We start from the raw sequence: 14,407 nt of genomic DNA on the forward strand, positions 1-14,407 counted from the left end.
CTGTTAGAACGCACCCGTTCTTTCAAAGTACCGCAAGGATAGCTCCATGAGCGCTCGCGCCGCAAAAGTCAGCCGCCAGACGAAGGAAACCGAAATTGCCGTTTCCATCGACATCGATGGCGCCGGCCGGTCAGATATGTCGACGGGTGTCGGCTTCTTCGACCACATGCTCGACCAGCTTTCGCGCCATTCGCTGATCGACATGACGGTGCGCGCCAAGGGCGACCTGCATATCGACGACCACCACACGGTGGAAGACACCGGCATCGCGCTTGGCCAGGCGCTGGCCAGGGCGATGGGCGACCGGCGCGGCATCATGCGCTACAGTTCGATTGACCTTGCCATGGACGAGACGCTGACGCGGGCGGCAATCGACGTGTCCGGCCGGCCGTTCCTGGTCTGGAACGTTGACTTTTCGGCGCCCAAGATCGGCACGTTCGACACCGAACTGGTGCGCGAATTCTTCCATGCGCTGGCGCAGAATGCCGGCATCACGCTGCATGTGACGAACCACTACGGCGCCAACAACCATCACATCGCCGAAACCTGCTTCAAGGCAGTGGCGCGCGCGCTGCGCATGGCGCTGGAGACTGACCCGCGCCAGCCGGATGCGGTGCCTTCCACCAAGGGTTCGCTGAAAGGCTGACGCCATGGCCATCTATGTCGTGATGGAACCGCCGTTCGGGAACGCCGCCGCCGCGTCGGAGCGCGCCGTCCTGGTGCGCGATGGTTTTTCGCTGGTCGCCTTCCTCGTGCCGCCGTTCTGGCTGCTGTGGCATCGGCTGTGGATCGAGGCCGTGCTGGCTTTCGCGGCAGCGCTTCTGCTGACGGCGCTGGGCGAGGCGGTGGGCTTTGGCGTGACGAGTGCGCTGCTTTCCCTGCTGGTGTCGATCTATGTCGGCCTCGAAGGACCCGCCCTGCGGCTTGCGGCGCTGCGCCGCCGCGGCTGGCGCGACTGGGGCGCCGTGGAGGCGCGCGACCGGCAGGATGCCGAAATCCGCTATCTCTCGGAAGTCGATCTGCCCGAACGCGCCGACGTTTCTCCGCCATTTGCGGACCAGCCGGCAATGCCGGTCGCCGCCGCGCCCGCCCGCAAGGGTCCGGCGCTCGGTCTGCTCGATTATCCCGGAAGGGCCTGATATGCGCGTTGCCATCATCGATTACGGCTCGGGCAATCTGCGCTCGGCCACCAGGGCGTTCGAACGTGCCGCCCGCGAAAGCGGGATCGACGCCGGGATCGAGCTGACAGCGGACGTCGAACGGGTGCGTACAGCCGACCGCATCGTGCTGCCGGGCGTGGGCGCCTATGCAGACTGCCGCGCCGGGCTCGATGCCGTGCCGGGCATGGTGGAGGCCATTGAGGACGTCGCCATCAGGAATGGCCGGCCGTTCCTCGGCATCTGCGTCGGCATGCAGCTCATGTCCGAACGCGGGCTGGAAAAGACCGTCACACGGGGGCTCGGCTGGATACCCGGAGATGTGAGGGAAATGCAGCCGGCCGATCCGTCGCTGAAGATCCCGCAGATCGGGTGGAACACGATTCACGTGAAACATTCGCATCCGCTGTTCGATGGAATCCGCACGGGCGAGGGCGGTCTGCATGCCTATTTCGTGCATTCCTACCACCTTGCCGCGGCCAATCCGCAGGATGTTCTGGCCGAAGCCGACTATGGCGGCCCGATCACTGCGGCGGTGGCGAAAGACAATGTCGCCGGCACGCAGTTCCATCCCGAAAAGAGCCAGGCGCTGGGCCTTGCTCTGATTGCCAATTTCCTGAGGTGGAAGCCATGAGCAAGAAGGGCTACTGGATCGCGATGGTCGATATTACCGACCCGGAGGTCTATTCGCGCTATGTCGCTGCCAATGCGGCGGCCTTCGAAAAATACGGCGCGCGCTTTCTCGCGCGCGGCGGCCGCCACGAAGACCCCGAAGGCCCGACCGGCCTGCGTCACGTCATCATCGAATTCGACAGCTATGCGCAGGCGCTGGCCTGCTACAATTCGCCCGAATATCAGGAAGCGCTGAAGCACCGGCTTGCCGCCTCGACCGCGCATTTTTCCATCGTCGAAGGGGTTTAGCCTCATGATCCTTTTCCCGGCCATCGACCTCAAGGACGGCGAGTGCGTGCGCCTCAAGCTCGGCGATATGGAGCAGGCGACCGTTTACAACACCGATCCTGGCGCGCAGGCGCGCGCTTTCGAAGAGCAGGGTTTCGAGTGGCTGCATGTTGTCGATCTCAACGGCGCCTTTGCCGGCGAGAGCGTCAATGGCGCGGCGGTCGAAGCGATCCTGAAGGCGACGAAGAACCCGGTGCAGCTCGGCGGCGGCATCCGCACGCTCGCCCATATCGAAGGCTGGCTGGACAAGGGCCTGGCCCGCGTCATCCTCGGGACGGTGGCGGTGCGCGACCCTGAGCTGGTCAAGGAAGCCTGCCGGCTCTTCCCCGGCAAGGTCGCCGTCGGCATTGACGCCAAGGGCGGCAAGGTGGCGGTCGAGGGCTGGGCGGAAGCCTCCAGCCTCGGCGTCATCGAGCTGGCGAAGAAATTCGAGGGCGCGGGCGTGGCGGCCATCATCTACACCGACATCGACCGCGACGGCGTGCTGGCCGGCATCAACTGGAATTCCACCATCGATCTTGCCGAAGCCGTTTCCATCCCCGTCATCGCCTCGGGCGGCCTTGCTTCAATTGCCGACATCGTGCGCATGACCATGCCGGACGCGCAAAGACTCGAAGGCGCGATCTCCGGCCGCGCGCTTTATGACGGCCGCATCGACCCGGCCGAGGCGCTGGCGATATTGCGCGGCGAGCTGAAGCCTGAGCCCGCTCTGTTCGAGGACCGCCCATGAACCTCGAAGCCCGCGTAATCCCGTGCCTGGACGTCAAGGACGGCCCGCGTCGCCCGCAGCCGCGCAGCGGCGAGGACGCGCAAATGGAAAAGGAGACCGTCCTTTGACCCTCAAAGCCCGCGTAATCCCGTGCCTGGACGTCAAGGACGGCCGCGTCGTCAAGGGCGTCAACTTCGTCGATCTGATCGATGCCGGCGATCCGGTCGAGGCGGCGAGGGCCTATGATGCGGCCGGCGCCGACGAGCTTTGCTTTCTCGACATCACCGCCTCGTCCGACAATCGCGAGACCATTTTCGATGTCGTCGCCCGCACGGCCGAACAGTGCTTCATGCCGCTGACGGTCGGGGGCGGGGTGCGCCAGGTGTCCGACATCCGCAAGCTGCTTCTGGCCGGCGCCGACAAGGTGTCGATCAATACGACCGCCGTGAAGAACCCGGATTTCGTCGCCGAAGCCGCCGACAAGTTCGGCAACCAGTGCATCGTCGTTGCCATCGACGCCAAGAAAGTGTCTGCGCCGGGCGAAGCCGACCGCTGGGAGATTTTTACGCATGGCGGCCGCGAAAGAACCGGCATTGATGCGATCGAGTTCGCCAGAAAAGTCGTCGATCTCGGCGCCGGCGAGATCCTGCTCACCTCCATGGACCGCGACGGCACCAAGGCCGGCTACGACATCACGCTGACCCGCGCGGTGGCCGATGCGGTGCGCGCGCCGGTGATCGCCTCGGGCGGCGTCGGCACGCTCGATCATCTGGTCGAAGGCATCCGCGACGGTCATGCCAGCGCCGTTCTGGCTGCCTCGATCTTCCATTTCGGCACTTATACCATTGCACAGGCCAAGGCCTACATGGCAAAAGCGGGTCTGCCGATGCGGCTCGATCCGGCCGCCTGATCCATTTGCCGAGGCGCGAAGAACGCGAATGACCGGTTTTTCCCTCAACGATCTCGAACGCATCATTTCGGAGCGCGCCCGCTCGGGCGACGCCAATTCCTGGACCGCCAGGCTCTATGCGTCGGGCATGGAGCGCGCCGCCAAGAAACTGGGTGAAGAGGCGGTTGAAACCGTCATCGCCGCGGTCAGGGGCGACACCGGGGAACTCGTTTCCGAAAGCGCCGATCTTCTTTATCATTGGCTCGTCGTGCTGACGGTTGCCGGGGTGCCGCTGTCTGATGTGCTTCAGGAACTCCAGCGGCGAACGGGCCAGTCCGGCATCGCCGAGAAGGCATCGCGCAACCAGGGCTGACTTTGGAAGGGCAGGCGATGGATCAACTCGCTGCGACCGTCAAATATTCCCCATACCGGTTCTTCACGGCGGAGCGATGGGCGGAATTTCGTGCCGATACGCCGCTGACGCTGACCGAGGACGAGGTCCAGCGGCTGAGTTCGCTCTATGATCCGATCGATCTGGACGAGGTGCGCCGCATCTATCTGTCGCTGTCGCGGCTTTTGTCGGCCCATGTCGAGGCAAGCCAGCTTCTCTATCGCCAGCGCAAGACCTTCTTCAATGGCGACGAGGCCAACAAGACCCCTTACATCATCGGCATGGCGGGCTCGGTGGCGGTGGGGAAATCCACCACCGCGCGCGTGCTGAAGGAGCTTCTGGCGCGCTGGCCGTCCAGCCCCAAGGTCGATCTGGTCACCACTGACGGCTTCCTGCTGCCCAACGAGGTGCTGCGCCGCGAAAACCTGATGGAGCGCAAGGGCTTTCCCGACAGCTATGATGTCGGCGCGCTCCTGCGTTTCCTCTCGGCGATCAAGTCGGGCGAGCCCAATGTGCGGGCCCCGCTCTATTCGCACCTGACCTATGACGTGATGCCGGGCGAATATATCACGGTCGACCGGCCCGACATCCTCATCTTCGAAGGCTTGAACGTGCTGCAGCCGCGCGACCTGCCGAGGGATGGCAAGTTCGTGCCGTTCCTGTCTGATTTCTTTGATTTTTCGATCTATATCGACGCCAGGGAAGAGCTTATCCATTCCTGGTATATCAAGCGTTTCATGAAGCTGAGGGAGACGGCCTTCCGCAATCCGGAATCCTTCTTCCATCGCTACTCGCAGCTTTCGGAAGATGCCGCCCGCGCCATCGCGGAGGGCCTGTGGGGCAACATCAACCTGAAGAACCTGCGCGAAAACATCCTGCCCACGCGCCCGCGTGCCGATCTCATCCTGCGCAAGGGGCCCGACCACCGCGTCGAGGAAGTGGCGCTGCGGAAGCTTTAAGCCGTACTTACGCTACGGGTTTCGTCACCCGCCGCATCGTCAGGTTGATGCGCCCGCCATTTTTCAGCAGCGTTGAGGTTGCCGGATAGATGCGGTCGACGCCGTGAAAGCTCAAGCGGCTTTCGCCGCCCAGCACGACCAGATCGCCGCTTTCAAGCCGGAATGACACCGTGGGGGCCGCGCGCGTTGTGCCGCCGATGCGGAACAGGCAGGCGTCACCCAGTGAAATGGAGACCACCGGGGCGGCGAATTCCGCCTCGTCGCGGTCCTGATGCAGGCCCATTTTGGCGGTTTCGCCGTAGAAATTGACGAGACAGGCTTCTGGCGGCAGCGGATAGTCTGCCACCGCGCGCCAGATGGAAAGCAGCGCCTCGGGGATCGGCGGCCAGGGCTTTCCGGTTTCCGGGTGCGTGGGCTGGTAGCGATAGCCGCGCTCGCGGTCCGTCACCCAGCCGAGCGTGCCGCAATTGGTCATGCGCACGCTCATTTCCTTGCCGCTGCCGGGCATGGTCGGCACATAGAGCGGCGCGGCGCGCACCACGGCGCGAATATCCTCCACCAGCGCCTCTTGTGCGGAGCGGTCGAGGAAGCCGGGAATGTGTCTGACGCCGGGCGGCAGCGCGAGCATGGGCTTGTCCGGTATGGTTGCGGGAAGCGTGAAAACGTCGCCGAAAAGAAAACGGCGGCATCGCGCCGCCGTTCCGTTTTTTCAGGTCCCGGGCCTCAGGCCTGGTCGATGTCGGGGATGCGCAGCACCTGGCCCGGATAGATCTTGTCGGGATGGCTCAGCATCGGCTTGTTGGCCTCGAAGATGATGTTGTTCTTGGCGCCCTTGCCCTTGCCATATTGCGCCTCGGCGATCTTCCAGAGATTGTCGCCCTTCTTGACCGTATAGAACACCGGCGCCTTGGCTGGCGTCGAGGCCGCCACCACCGCTGTCATGTCGACATTGCTGTCGAGCTTGAGGCCGCTTTCCGGCGGTACGATCTTCAACTCGTCGGCCTCGACCTTGGAGATGCCGAGCGTGTTGCCCACCGCAATCACCGCCTTTTCGAAGATCGACTGGTCCGCGACCACGCCTTTCAGGACCGCCTTGTCACCCTGAACCTCGACCTGCACCTTGTCGGTGCCGAGCTTGTGCGAATCCAGTTCCTTTTTCAGCGCATCCGCCTGCGGCGCCTGCTCTTCCTCGCCGCCGAAGCCAAGTTTCTTGCCGACGCTCTTAACGAAATCGAACATTCCCATTGATGCCTCCTTGATGCTGCCGCTGTTGTGACGAGCGAATTTCGCATCCGCCACCCGAAATTGGAAGCGGCGATTGAAACCGGCCGTTGCAAATCGTTCAGTCGCTCTCGACCCTGCCGCGCAGTTTCTTCACCGTCGAGCGTCCGGCCTTGGCTTTCAGCCGCCGCTCGATCGCGCCCTTGGAAGGCTTTGTCTTCTTGCGCGGCGGGGGTGGCGGTTCGGCCGCGCGCGCGACGAGGGCCGTCAGGCGGGCGCGCGCGTCGGCGCGATTCTGTTCCTGCGTGCGGAAGCGTCCGGCCTCGATGACGATCACGCCGTCCTTGGTCGCCCTCTGCCCGGCAAGCTTGAGCGTGCGTTCGCGCACGCGCTCGGGCAGGCCCGGCGCGTTGCGCGCATCGAAGCGCAACTGCACCGCCGTGGCCACCTTGTTGACGTTCTGCCCGCCGGGGCCGGAGGAGCGTATGAAGCTCTCCTCGATGTCGTCGGGATGAATGACGACGTCGTTGGCGATGATGATCTTTTCGTCCGAACTCATCGCCTAGAGATGCCGTGCATCCGCGCAAAAGAAAAGACCCGGCGTTTCCACCGGGCCTTTCCGCGTCCGTCCCTGCCGTAAAGCTTATTCGGCGGCAGCCGCAACGCGCGGTGCTGCTCCCAGCACGCTGGCATCGACGTGGGATTCGAATTTGGCGAAATTGTCGATGAACATGCCCACCAGCTTGAGCGCTTGGCGATCATAGGCTTCCTTGTCGGCCCATGTCGAGCGCGGATCGAGGATCGACGTTTCCACGCCCGGCACCGCCACCGGCACGGCGAAGCCGAAATTCGGATCGGTACGGAACTCGACATTGTTGAGCGAGCCGTCGAGTGCTGCCGAAAGCAGGGCACGCGTGGCCTTGATCGGCATGCGCTTGCCGGTGCCGTGGGCGCCGCCGGTCCAGCCGGTGTTGACCAGCCAGCAATCGACATTGTGCCGGGCGATCAGTTCGCGCAGCAGATTGCCGTATTCCGATGGATGCCGCGGCATGAAGGGCGCGCCGAAGCAGGTCGAGAAGGTCGCTTCCGGCTCGTTCACGCCCTTTTCGGTGCCGGCCACCTTGGCGGTGTAGCCCGACAGGAAGTGATACATCGCCTGCGCCGGGGTGAGCTTGGCGATCGGCGGCATCACGCCGAAGGCGTCGGCGGTCAGCATGATGATGTTCTTCGGATGGCTGGCGCGGCCGGTGGCGCTGGCGTTGGGAATGAAATCGAGCGGGTAGGCGCAGCGCGTGTTCTCGGTCAGCCGGCCATCGTCGAAGTCCGGAATGCCGTTCTCGTCGAGGATGACGTTTTCCAGCACGGTGCCGAAGCGCCGGGTGGTGGCGAAGATTTCCGGCTCGGCCTCGGCCGAGAGGCGGATGGTCTTGGCGTAGCAGCCGCCTTCGAAGTTGAAGATGCCGTCGGGGCCCCAGCCATGCTCGTCGTCGCCGACCAGCGTGCGCGCCGGATCGGCCGACAGCGTGGTCTTGCCGGTGCCCGACAGGCCGAAGAACACGGCCGCGTCGCCCTTCGGCCCTTCATTGGCCGAGCAGTGCATGGGCATCACGCCCTTTGCCGGCAGCAGATAGTTGAGGGCGGTGAACACCGACTTCTTCATTTCGCCGGCATAGGAGGTGCCGCCGATCAGCACGATCATGCGGGTGAGATCGACCGCGATCACGGTTTCCGAGCGGCAGCCGTGGCGGGCAGGGTCGGCGCGGAAGGAGGGCAGGTCGATGATGGTCATCTGCGGCACGAAACCGGCAAGTTCGTCCGCTTCGGGGCGGCGCAGCAGCGTGCGGATGAACAGCGAGTGCCAGGCATATTCGCCGATCACGCGCACCGGCAGGCTCTGGCGCGCATCCGCTCCGCCCACGAGATCCTGCACGAACAGGTCCTTGTCGGCCGCGTGGGCCACGAAGTCGGCCAGCAGCACCTCGAAATGTTCGGGCGAAATCGGCTTGTTGTTGTCCCACCACACATGCGGTTCAGTGGCCGCGTCGCGCACCACGAACTTGTCCTTGGCCGAGCGTCCGGTGTGCTGGCCGGTCTCGGCGACCAGCGCGCCATGGGCCGTCAGCTTCGCCTCGCGGCGCCGGATGGCTTCTTCGTAAAGTGCTGCCGTGCCGAGATTGTAGTGCACGGTTCCCGAGGTTTTCAGGCCGCTCTTGTCAATTCCGTGGGAAGGATTGCGTTTGCCGGTTTCACTCATACGGCGTTCCTCCAGATAGGATCGTTGCTGCTGGGTGCTCGGGTCGGTTTGCCGAACGTCTATCGTCCGGATTTTGAAGGACGAAATTGGTCAAAATCAGAAAAGATTAGCAATTTCAAATATATAATCGATTTAAAGATTTTGAAAAATTTTTAAATCGTTTAAAGGGAGACTTTCCGCCGCAGGGGGTGCATGGCCGGCGTGCCATTTCCTATCTCGGGGCGGGTTCGCAGCCGAAAAACGGGTGCGGATCTGGAAAATGCGGGTGTCGGTGTGACAAGGGCCTGTTTCTATGCCACATTTTGTACCCAATTTGTCCTGCAAAAGCCCTTTCCGCTACAGGACAGGGACAAGAAGCCCATGAGGGAGCCGCTGGATATGGCAACAATCGCGCTTGTCGACGATGACCGCAACATTCTGACTTCGGTTTCGATCGCGCTGGAATCGGAAGGTTACCGCGTCGAGACATATACCGATGGTGCCTCGGCGCTGGAGGGGCTGGCGGCACGGCCGCCGAATCTTGCGATCCTCGACATCAAGATGCCGCGCATGGACGGCATGGAACTGCTGCGCCGCCTGCGCCAGAAGACCGACCTGCCGGTGATCTTCCTGACCTCCAAGGACGACGAGATAGATGAACTGTTCGGGCTCAAGATGGGCGCCGACGATTTCATCCGCAAACCGTTCTCGCAGCGCCTGCTGGTCGAGCGGGTCAAGGCGGTGCTGCGCCGGGCCAGCGCCCGCGATGCCGCCGCCAAGACGCCGAGCCAGCAGTCGCGCTCGCTCGAACGCGGCCAGCTCGTCATGGATCAGGAACGCCACACCTGCACCTGGAAGGGCGAGCCGGTCACGCTCACGGTCACGGAGTTTTTGATCCTGCACGCCCTTGCCCAGCGCCCCGGCGTGGTGAAAAGTCGTGATGCGCTGATGGATTCGGCCTATGATGAGCAGGTCTATGTTGACGATCGCACCATCGACAGCCACATCAAGCGCCTGCGCAAGAAGTTCAAGGCGGTCGATGAGGAGTTCGAGATGATCGAAACCCTCTATGGTGTCGGCTACCGTTTCCGCGAGGCGTGAAGCGCGGCGCAGCGCCACGACGCGTCTCAGGAGTTTGTGCCTGAATGGCAATGGAATTGGATCTGAAGAAACCGGGTGCGGCCGCGCGCAAGTCGCGCACGGCCATGCCCGCATTTCTCTCGAAGATCACCGTGCCGCTGCGCCGTTTCCTCGGCCACCACATCTTTTCCAGCCTGACGCGGCGCATTCTTTTCCTCAACCTGGCCGGGTTGGGGGTGCTGGTGGTCGGTATCCTCTATCTCAACACCTTCCGCGACGGCCTGATCGACGCGCGGGTGGAAAGCCTGATGACGCAGGGCGAGATCATCGCCGGCGCCATCGCCAGTTCCGCCACGGTGGAAACGGATTCGATCAGCATCGATCCTGAAAAGCTGCTTGAGTTGCAGGCCGGCGAAAGCCTCGGCCCGGGTTCAGACCAGCTTGACAGCCTCGATTTCCCGATCAACCCCGAGCGCGTCGCGCCGGTGCTGCGCCGGCTGATTTCGCCGACGCGCACGCGCGCCCGCATCTATGACCGCGATGCCAATCTGCTGCTGGATTCGCGCCATCTCTATTCGCGCGGCCAGATCCTGCGTTACGACCTGCCATCTGTGACCGAGGAAGAGCCGAGTGTCATGGAGCGGGTCGAGAAGTTCGTCTTCGACCTGTTCCGCAGCAATGAGCTGCCGGTCTACAAGGAGCAGCCCGGCGGCAACGGCGCGGCCTTTCCGGAAGTGATGAGCGCGCTCACTGGCAGCCCCTCCACGGTGGTGCGCGTCAGCGAGCAGGGCGAGCAGATCGTCTCGGTCGCCGTGCCCATCCAGCGTTTCCGCGCCGTGCTCGGCGTGCTGATGCTGTCCACCGAGGGCGGCGATATCGACAAGATCGTGGCGGCCGAGCGCAAGGCCATCCTGCGCGTCTTCGGCGTGGCAGCACTTGTCATGGCGATCCTGTCCATGCTTCTGGCCTCCACCATTGCCAATCCGCTGCGCCGCCTGTCGGCCGCCGCCGTGCGGGTGCGCCGTGGCGTCAAGAACCGCGAGGAAATCCCGGACTTCTCCGATCGGCAGGACGAGATCGGCAATCTGTCTGTGGCGGTACGCGACATGACCAATGCGCTCTATGCGCGCATCGAGGCCATCGAGAGTTTCGCCGCCGATGTCAGCCATGAGCTGAAGAACCCGCTCACCTCGCTGCGCAGCGCGGTGGAGACCTTGCCGCTTGCCAAGACCGATGCCTCGCGCTCGCGGCTGATGGAGATCATCCAGCATGACGTGAAGCGGCTCGACCGTCTGATCACCGACATTTCCGACGCCTCGCGGCTCGATGCCGAACTGGTGCGCGAGGACTCCGCCAGGATCGATCTGAAGAAGCTGATCGGCGATCTGGTCGCCCTTTCGCTGGACCCCGGCCGCCACAAGCGCAAGGTCGAGATCGAATACAAGCCGCACAAGCTGCCGCAGGGCGCGAAGGGCTATTTCGCCCTCGGCCACGACCTGCGCATCGGTCAGGTCATCACCAATCTGATCGAGAATGGGCGCTCCTTCGTGCCGGAGGAGGGGGGCCGCATCACCGTCTCGCTGGAGCGGGCCGGCAAGTTCAACATCGTCACCGTCGAGGACAACGGCCCCGGCATCCGCGCCGACAATATCGACCGCATCTTCGAGCGCTTCTACACGGACCGTCCGGCAAGCGAGGCTTTCGGCCAGAATTCCGGCCTTGGCCTGTCCATCAGCCGCCAGATCGTCGAGGCGCATGGCGGCACGCTGTCGGCCGAAAACATGGTCGGCGGCAAGCCCGGCGACATCAAGGGCGCGCGTTTCGTCATGACGCTCCCGGCCGAAAGCTGATCTCCCGTGACCCCGCCCAACCTGCATGGCACCGCGCTGGTGCTCGGGTCTCGCGGCGTGCTGGTCCTTGGGCCATCCGGCTCGGGCAAGAGCACGCTGGCGCTCGCGGCGGTCAGCCGGTTTCGCGATGTTGGCCGCCTTGCCTGCCTCGTCAGCGACGATCAGGTCTTGGTTGCCGTGCATGGCGCCCGGCTGGTTTGCAGCGCGCCGCGGACGATCAGCGGGCTGGTCGAGGTGCATGGCGTGGGGCCGCGACCGTCGGCCGTTCAGCCGCGGGCGGTCATCGATCTTGCGGTGCGGCTGGTGCCGGTAGGCGAGATGCAGCGTCTGCCCGAGGAGGAATTCGAGGACGTGGCCGGTTGCCGCCTGCCGGTGCTGAAGGTGCCGCAGCGCGACACCCGGCCGGCGCTGATGGCGATCGCCGCGCGGCTTTCATTGCCGCCGTTCGCGTGAAAGTGTCGAAGACAGGTGACACTGTGCGGCAAAATGGTCTTGGCCAAAGCGTTTTAGGGCTTGTAAACGCCACTCGCCTCGACAAGATAGCGCTCCATTGCCCGGCAAACCGGGCTAGGCGGGCGTGGCGGAGAGCGTTCGCGAACAGGTCATGACGGGAGCCAAAGCAGAATGATCGGACTCGTGCTCGTGACGCACGGTCAGTTGGCCATGGAGTTCCGCAACGCCGTGGAGCACGTCGTCGGACCCCAGGACCATTTCGAGACCATCGCCATCGGCCCGGACGACGATATGGAGCAGCGCCGCCGCGACATCGTCGAGGCGGTGGCGCGCAGCGATACCGGCACCGGCGTGATCCTGCTGACCGACATGTTCGGCGGCACGCCCTCCAACCTTGCCATTTCCGTCATGGAGGCCGGCCGCGTCGAGGTCATCGCCGGCATGAACCTGCCCATGCTCATCAAGCTCTCCAGCGTGCGCAAGAGCGACGACATGACGCTGGCGCTCGATGAGGCGCAGACCGCCGGGCGCAAATACATCAATGTCGCCAGCCAGCTTCTGAGCAGCAAATGAACGGCCTGTCCTCCCCGGCTTCCGAAGGCGGCACGTCCCGCGAATTCCAGATCGTCAATCAGCGCGGCCTGCATGCCCGCGCTTCGGCCAAATTCGTCCAGGTGGCAAGCAGCTACGAGGCCTCGATCGAGGTCGAGAAGGACGGCGTCAAGGTCGGCGGCACCTCGATCATGGGCCTGATGATGCTGGCCGCCAGCCCAGGCTCCAACATCCGCGTCACCGCCACGGGGCCGGATGCCGATGATGTTCTCGAGGCGCTCGGCACGCTCATCGCCGACCGTTTCGGCGAGGAAATCTGAGCGCTGCCGCTTTCGGCGGATATGCACGAATAAGGATTTCTTTATATCCCATTGTCGACCGCGCGGCGATCTGCTAGTCAGCGCGCATCCGCAATGGCGTCCGCGCCCCGTCCTTCGGGCGTGTGCAGGCGCTTTCACGAACCCGAACGGGAGCACTGCCAATGTCTGGTAAGGACTACATCGTCGCCGATCTTTCGCTTGCCGGCTGGGGCCGCAAGGAAATCGAGATCGCTGAAACCGAAATGCCCGGCCTGATGGCCTGCCGCGAGGAATTCGGTGAAAAGCAGCCGCTCAAGGGCGCGCGCATCACCGGCTCGCTGCACATGACCATCCAGACGGCGGTGCTGATCGAGACCCTGAAGACGCTCGGCGCCGACATCCGCTGGGCCTCCTGCAACATTTTCTCCACGCAGGACCACGCCGCCGCCGCGATCGCCGATGCCGGTATTCCGGTCTTTGCCGTGAAGGGCGAGACGCTGGAGGAGTACTGGCAGTACACCGACAAGATCTTCCAGTGGGCCGATGGCGGCACTTCCAACATGATCCTCGACGATGGCGGCGACGCCACCATGTACATCCTGCTGGGCGCCCGCGCCGAAGCCGGCGAGGACGTGCTGACCAATCCCGGCAGCGAGGAGGAAGAGATCCTGTTCGCGCAGATCAGGAAGCGCATGGCCGAGACGCCGGGCTTCTTCACGAAGCAGCGCGAGGCGATCCGCGGCGTCACCGAGGAGACGACCACCGGCGTCAACCGCCTCTACCAGCTCCAGAAGAAGGGCTTGCTGCCCTTCCCGGCGATCAACGTCAACGACTCCGTCACCAAGTCCAAGTTCGACAACAAATATGGCTGCAAGGAATCGCTGGTCGACGGTATCCGTCGCGGCACCGACGTGATGATGGCCGGCAAGGTCGCCGTGGTCTGCGGCTATGGCGACGTCGGCAAGGGCTCGGCCGCGTCGCTGAAGGGCGCCGGCGCGCGCGTCAAGGTCACGGAAGTCGATCCGATCTGCGCCCTGCAGGCGGCCATGGACGGCTTCGAAGTGGTGACGCTGGAAGATGCGGCCCCGACCGCCGACATCGTCATCACCACCACCGGCAACAAGGACGTCATCACGCTCGACCATATGCGCGCGATGAAGGACATGGTCATCGTCGGCAATATCGGTCATTTCGACAACGAGATTCAGGTCGCCGCACTGCGCAACCTGAAATGGACCAACGTGAAGCCGCAGGTCGATATGATTTCCTTCCCGGATGGCAAGCGCCTGATCCTGCTGTCGGAAGGCCGTCTGCTCAATCTCGGCAACGCCACCGGCCATCCGAGCTTCGTCATGTCGGCATCCTTCACCAACCAGGTGCTGGCGCAGATCGAGCTGTTCACCAAGGCTGGCCAGTACAAGAACGAGGTCTATGTGCTGCCCAAGCATCTGGATGAGAAGGTCGCGCGCCTGCATCTCGACAAGCTGGGCGCCAAGCTGACCGAGCTGAGCAAGGAACAGGCTGCCTATATCGGTGTCACGCCGCAGGGCCCGTTCAAGCCGGAACACTACAGATACTGATCTGGGTTAACCAAACTACCAGATGTTGAAGTCGGGCAATTGACTTTTTGCCCGGCTTTGTTTTTGCGCGCCGC

Annotated in this window: 18 protein-coding genes; 14 read left to right on the forward strand and 4 right to left on the reverse strand. The window is 63.7% G+C overall.

Annotation, left to right across the window (positions count from 1 at the left end):
- The first annotated feature begins 46 nt into the window (after positions 1–46).
- The 8 genes from hisB (at position 47) to coaA (ending at position 5,065) form a co-directional block, all read left to right on the forward strand.
- On the forward strand, positions 47–646 hold the full coding sequence (hisB, locus tag C7441_RS17635) for an imidazoleglycerol-phosphate dehydratase HisB (protein WP_109614005.1): 600 nt from the start codon (positions 47–49) through the stop codon (positions 644–646).
- A 4-nt stretch (positions 647–650) separates the two neighbouring features.
- Positions 651–1,139, forward strand: coding sequence for a DUF2628 domain-containing protein (locus C7441_RS17640; RefSeq protein WP_109614006.1), 489 nt, complete (start codon positions 651–653; stop codon positions 1,137–1,139).
- Position 1,140: 1 nt separating this feature from the next.
- The gene (gene hisH, locus C7441_RS17645; protein ID WP_109614007.1) at positions 1,141–1,791 is read left to right on the forward strand and encodes an imidazole glycerol phosphate synthase subunit HisH; all 651 of its coding nucleotides are present in this window, start codon (positions 1,141–1,143) and stop codon (positions 1,789–1,791) included.
- Entirely contained in the window at positions 1,788–2,078 is a 291-nt protein-coding gene (locus C7441_RS17650) for a DUF1330 domain-containing protein (RefSeq protein WP_019170910.1), read from the forward strand. Before hisH ends, C7441_RS17650 begins: the two co-directional genes overlap by 4 nt.
- Before the next feature lie 4 nt (positions 2,079–2,082).
- Positions 2,083–2,847, forward strand: a complete 765-nt coding sequence (gene hisA, locus C7441_RS17655; protein WP_109614008.1) for a 1-(5-phosphoribosyl)-5-[(5-phosphoribosylamino)methylideneamino]imidazole-4-carboxamide isomerase — start codon at positions 2,083–2,085, stop codon at positions 2,845–2,847.
- A gap of 103 nt (positions 2,848–2,950) precedes the next feature.
- Positions 2,951–3,736: an imidazole glycerol phosphate synthase subunit HisF gene (gene hisF / locus C7441_RS17660; protein WP_109614009.1), complete on the forward strand. Its 786-nt coding sequence runs from the start codon at positions 2,951–2,953 to the stop codon at positions 3,734–3,736.
- A gap of 28 nt (positions 3,737–3,764) precedes the next feature.
- Positions 3,765–4,088, forward strand: coding sequence for a phosphoribosyl-ATP diphosphatase (locus C7441_RS17665; RefSeq protein WP_109614010.1), 324 nt, complete (start codon positions 3,765–3,767; stop codon positions 4,086–4,088).
- Between the two features lie 17 nt (positions 4,089–4,105).
- Positions 4,106–5,065: a type I pantothenate kinase gene (coaA, locus tag C7441_RS17670; protein WP_019170915.1), complete on the forward strand. Its 960-nt coding sequence runs from the start codon at positions 4,106–4,108 to the stop codon at positions 5,063–5,065.
- A gap of 7 nt (positions 5,066–5,072) precedes the next feature.
- Here coaA and C7441_RS17675 read toward each other — a convergent pair whose 3' ends face one another.
- From C7441_RS17675 to C7441_RS17690, 4 genes are all read right to left on the reverse strand, one after another.
- A complete protein-coding gene (locus C7441_RS17675; protein WP_109614011.1) occupies positions 5,073–5,693 on the reverse strand; it encodes an alpha-ketoglutarate-dependent dioxygenase AlkB family protein in 621 nt (206 codons plus the stop codon).
- Positions 5,694–5,788: 95 nt separating this feature from the next.
- Positions 5,789–6,310 carry a peptidoglycan-binding protein LysM gene (lysM, locus tag C7441_RS17680; protein WP_109614041.1) on the reverse strand — a complete coding sequence of 174 codons (522 nt, stop codon included), beginning with the start codon at positions 6,308–6,310 and terminating at the stop codon, positions 5,789–5,791.
- A gap of 97 nt (positions 6,311–6,407) precedes the next feature.
- A complete protein-coding gene (gene arfB, locus C7441_RS17685; protein WP_109614012.1) occupies positions 6,408–6,845 on the reverse strand; it encodes an alternative ribosome rescue aminoacyl-tRNA hydrolase ArfB in 438 nt (145 codons plus the stop codon).
- Between the two features lie 84 nt (positions 6,846–6,929).
- Positions 6,930–8,540 (reverse strand): phosphoenolpyruvate carboxykinase, encoded by a 1,611-nt coding sequence (locus tag C7441_RS17690; RefSeq protein WP_109614013.1) that lies wholly within the window; start codon positions 8,538–8,540, stop codon positions 6,930–6,932.
- A gap of 378 nt (positions 8,541–8,918) precedes the next feature.
- Here C7441_RS17690 and C7441_RS17695 point away from each other — a divergent pair, with 378 nt between their 5' ends.
- The 6 genes from C7441_RS17695 (at position 8,919) to ahcY (ending at position 14,333) form a co-directional block, all read left to right on the forward strand.
- Entirely contained in the window at positions 8,919–9,620 is a 702-nt protein-coding gene (locus C7441_RS17695) for a response regulator transcription factor (RefSeq protein ID WP_019170919.1), read from the forward strand.
- A gap of 44 nt (positions 9,621–9,664) precedes the next feature.
- Positions 9,665–11,449 carry a sensor histidine kinase gene (locus C7441_RS17700; protein WP_109614014.1) on the forward strand — a complete coding sequence of 595 codons (1,785 nt, stop codon included), beginning with the start codon at positions 9,665–9,667 and terminating at the stop codon, positions 11,447–11,449.
- A 6-nt stretch (positions 11,450–11,455) separates the two neighbouring features.
- A complete protein-coding gene (locus C7441_RS17705) occupies positions 11,456–11,902 on the forward strand; it encodes an HPr kinase/phosphorylase (RefSeq protein WP_109614015.1) in 447 nt (148 codons plus the stop codon).
- Positions 11,903–12,073: 171 nt separating this feature from the next.
- Positions 12,074–12,475: a PTS sugar transporter subunit IIA gene (locus tag C7441_RS17710; RefSeq protein WP_019170922.1), complete on the forward strand. Its 402-nt coding sequence runs from the start codon at positions 12,074–12,076 to the stop codon at positions 12,473–12,475.
- A complete protein-coding gene (locus C7441_RS17715; protein ID WP_019170923.1) occupies positions 12,472–12,774 on the forward strand; it encodes an HPr family phosphocarrier protein in 303 nt (100 codons plus the stop codon). The genes C7441_RS17710 and C7441_RS17715 overlap by 4 nt, the downstream gene beginning before the upstream one ends.
- Positions 12,775–12,935: 161 nt before the next feature.
- On the forward strand, positions 12,936–14,333 hold the full coding sequence (gene ahcY / locus C7441_RS17720) for an adenosylhomocysteinase (RefSeq protein WP_109614016.1): 1,398 nt from the start codon (positions 12,936–12,938) through the stop codon (positions 14,331–14,333).
- Positions 14,334–14,407: the final 74 nt, after the last annotated feature.

Origin of the sequence: Pseudaminobacter salicylatoxidans (assembly GCF_003148475.1) — a bacterium.
Taxonomy (GTDB): domain Bacteria; phylum Pseudomonadota; class Alphaproteobacteria; order Rhizobiales; family Rhizobiaceae; genus Pseudaminobacter; species Pseudaminobacter salicylatoxidans.

Coding starts and splice junctions, on each gene's coding strand:
- hisH (WP_109614007.1), top strand. CDS start 1,141: ATGCGCGTTGCCATCATCGATTACGGCTCGGGCAATCTGCGCTCGGCC.
- ahcY (WP_109614016.1), top strand. CDS start 12,936: ATGTCTGGTAAGGACTACATCGTCGCCGATCTTTCGCTTGCCGGCTGG.
- C7441_RS17675 (WP_109614011.1), bottom strand. CDS start 5,693: ATGCTCGCGCTGCCGCCCGGCGTCAGACACATTCCCGGCTTCCTCGAC.
- hisB (WP_109614005.1), top strand. CDS start 47: ATGAGCGCTCGCGCCGCAAAAGTCAGCCGCCAGACGAAGGAAACCGAA.
- C7441_RS17715 (WP_019170923.1), top strand. CDS start 12,472: ATGAACGGCCTGTCCTCCCCGGCTTCCGAAGGCGGCACGTCCCGCGAA.
- C7441_RS17650 (WP_019170910.1), top strand. CDS start 1,788: ATGAGCAAGAAGGGCTACTGGATCGCGATGGTCGATATTACCGACCCG.
- C7441_RS17665 (WP_109614010.1), top strand. CDS start 3,765: ATGACCGGTTTTTCCCTCAACGATCTCGAACGCATCATTTCGGAGCGC.
- C7441_RS17695 (WP_019170919.1), top strand. CDS start 8,919: ATGGCAACAATCGCGCTTGTCGACGATGACCGCAACATTCTGACTTCG.
- C7441_RS17690 (WP_109614013.1), bottom strand. CDS start 8,540: ATGAGTGAAACCGGCAAACGCAATCCTTCCCACGGAATTGACAAGAGC.
- arfB (WP_109614012.1), bottom strand. CDS start 6,845: ATGAGTTCGGACGAAAAGATCATCATCGCCAACGACGTCGTCATTCAT.
- hisA (WP_109614008.1), top strand. CDS start 2,083: ATGATCCTTTTCCCGGCCATCGACCTCAAGGACGGCGAGTGCGTGCGC.
- coaA (WP_019170915.1), top strand. CDS start 4,106: ATGGATCAACTCGCTGCGACCGTCAAATATTCCCCATACCGGTTCTTC.
- C7441_RS17700 (WP_109614014.1), top strand. CDS start 9,665: ATGGCAATGGAATTGGATCTGAAGAAACCGGGTGCGGCCGCGCGCAAG.
- C7441_RS17710 (WP_019170922.1), top strand. CDS start 12,074: ATGATCGGACTCGTGCTCGTGACGCACGGTCAGTTGGCCATGGAGTTC.
- lysM (WP_109614041.1), bottom strand. CDS start 6,310: ATGGGAATGTTCGATTTCGTTAAGAGCGTCGGCAAGAAACTTGGCTTC.
- C7441_RS17640 (WP_109614006.1), top strand. CDS start 651: ATGGCCATCTATGTCGTGATGGAACCGCCGTTCGGGAACGCCGCCGCC.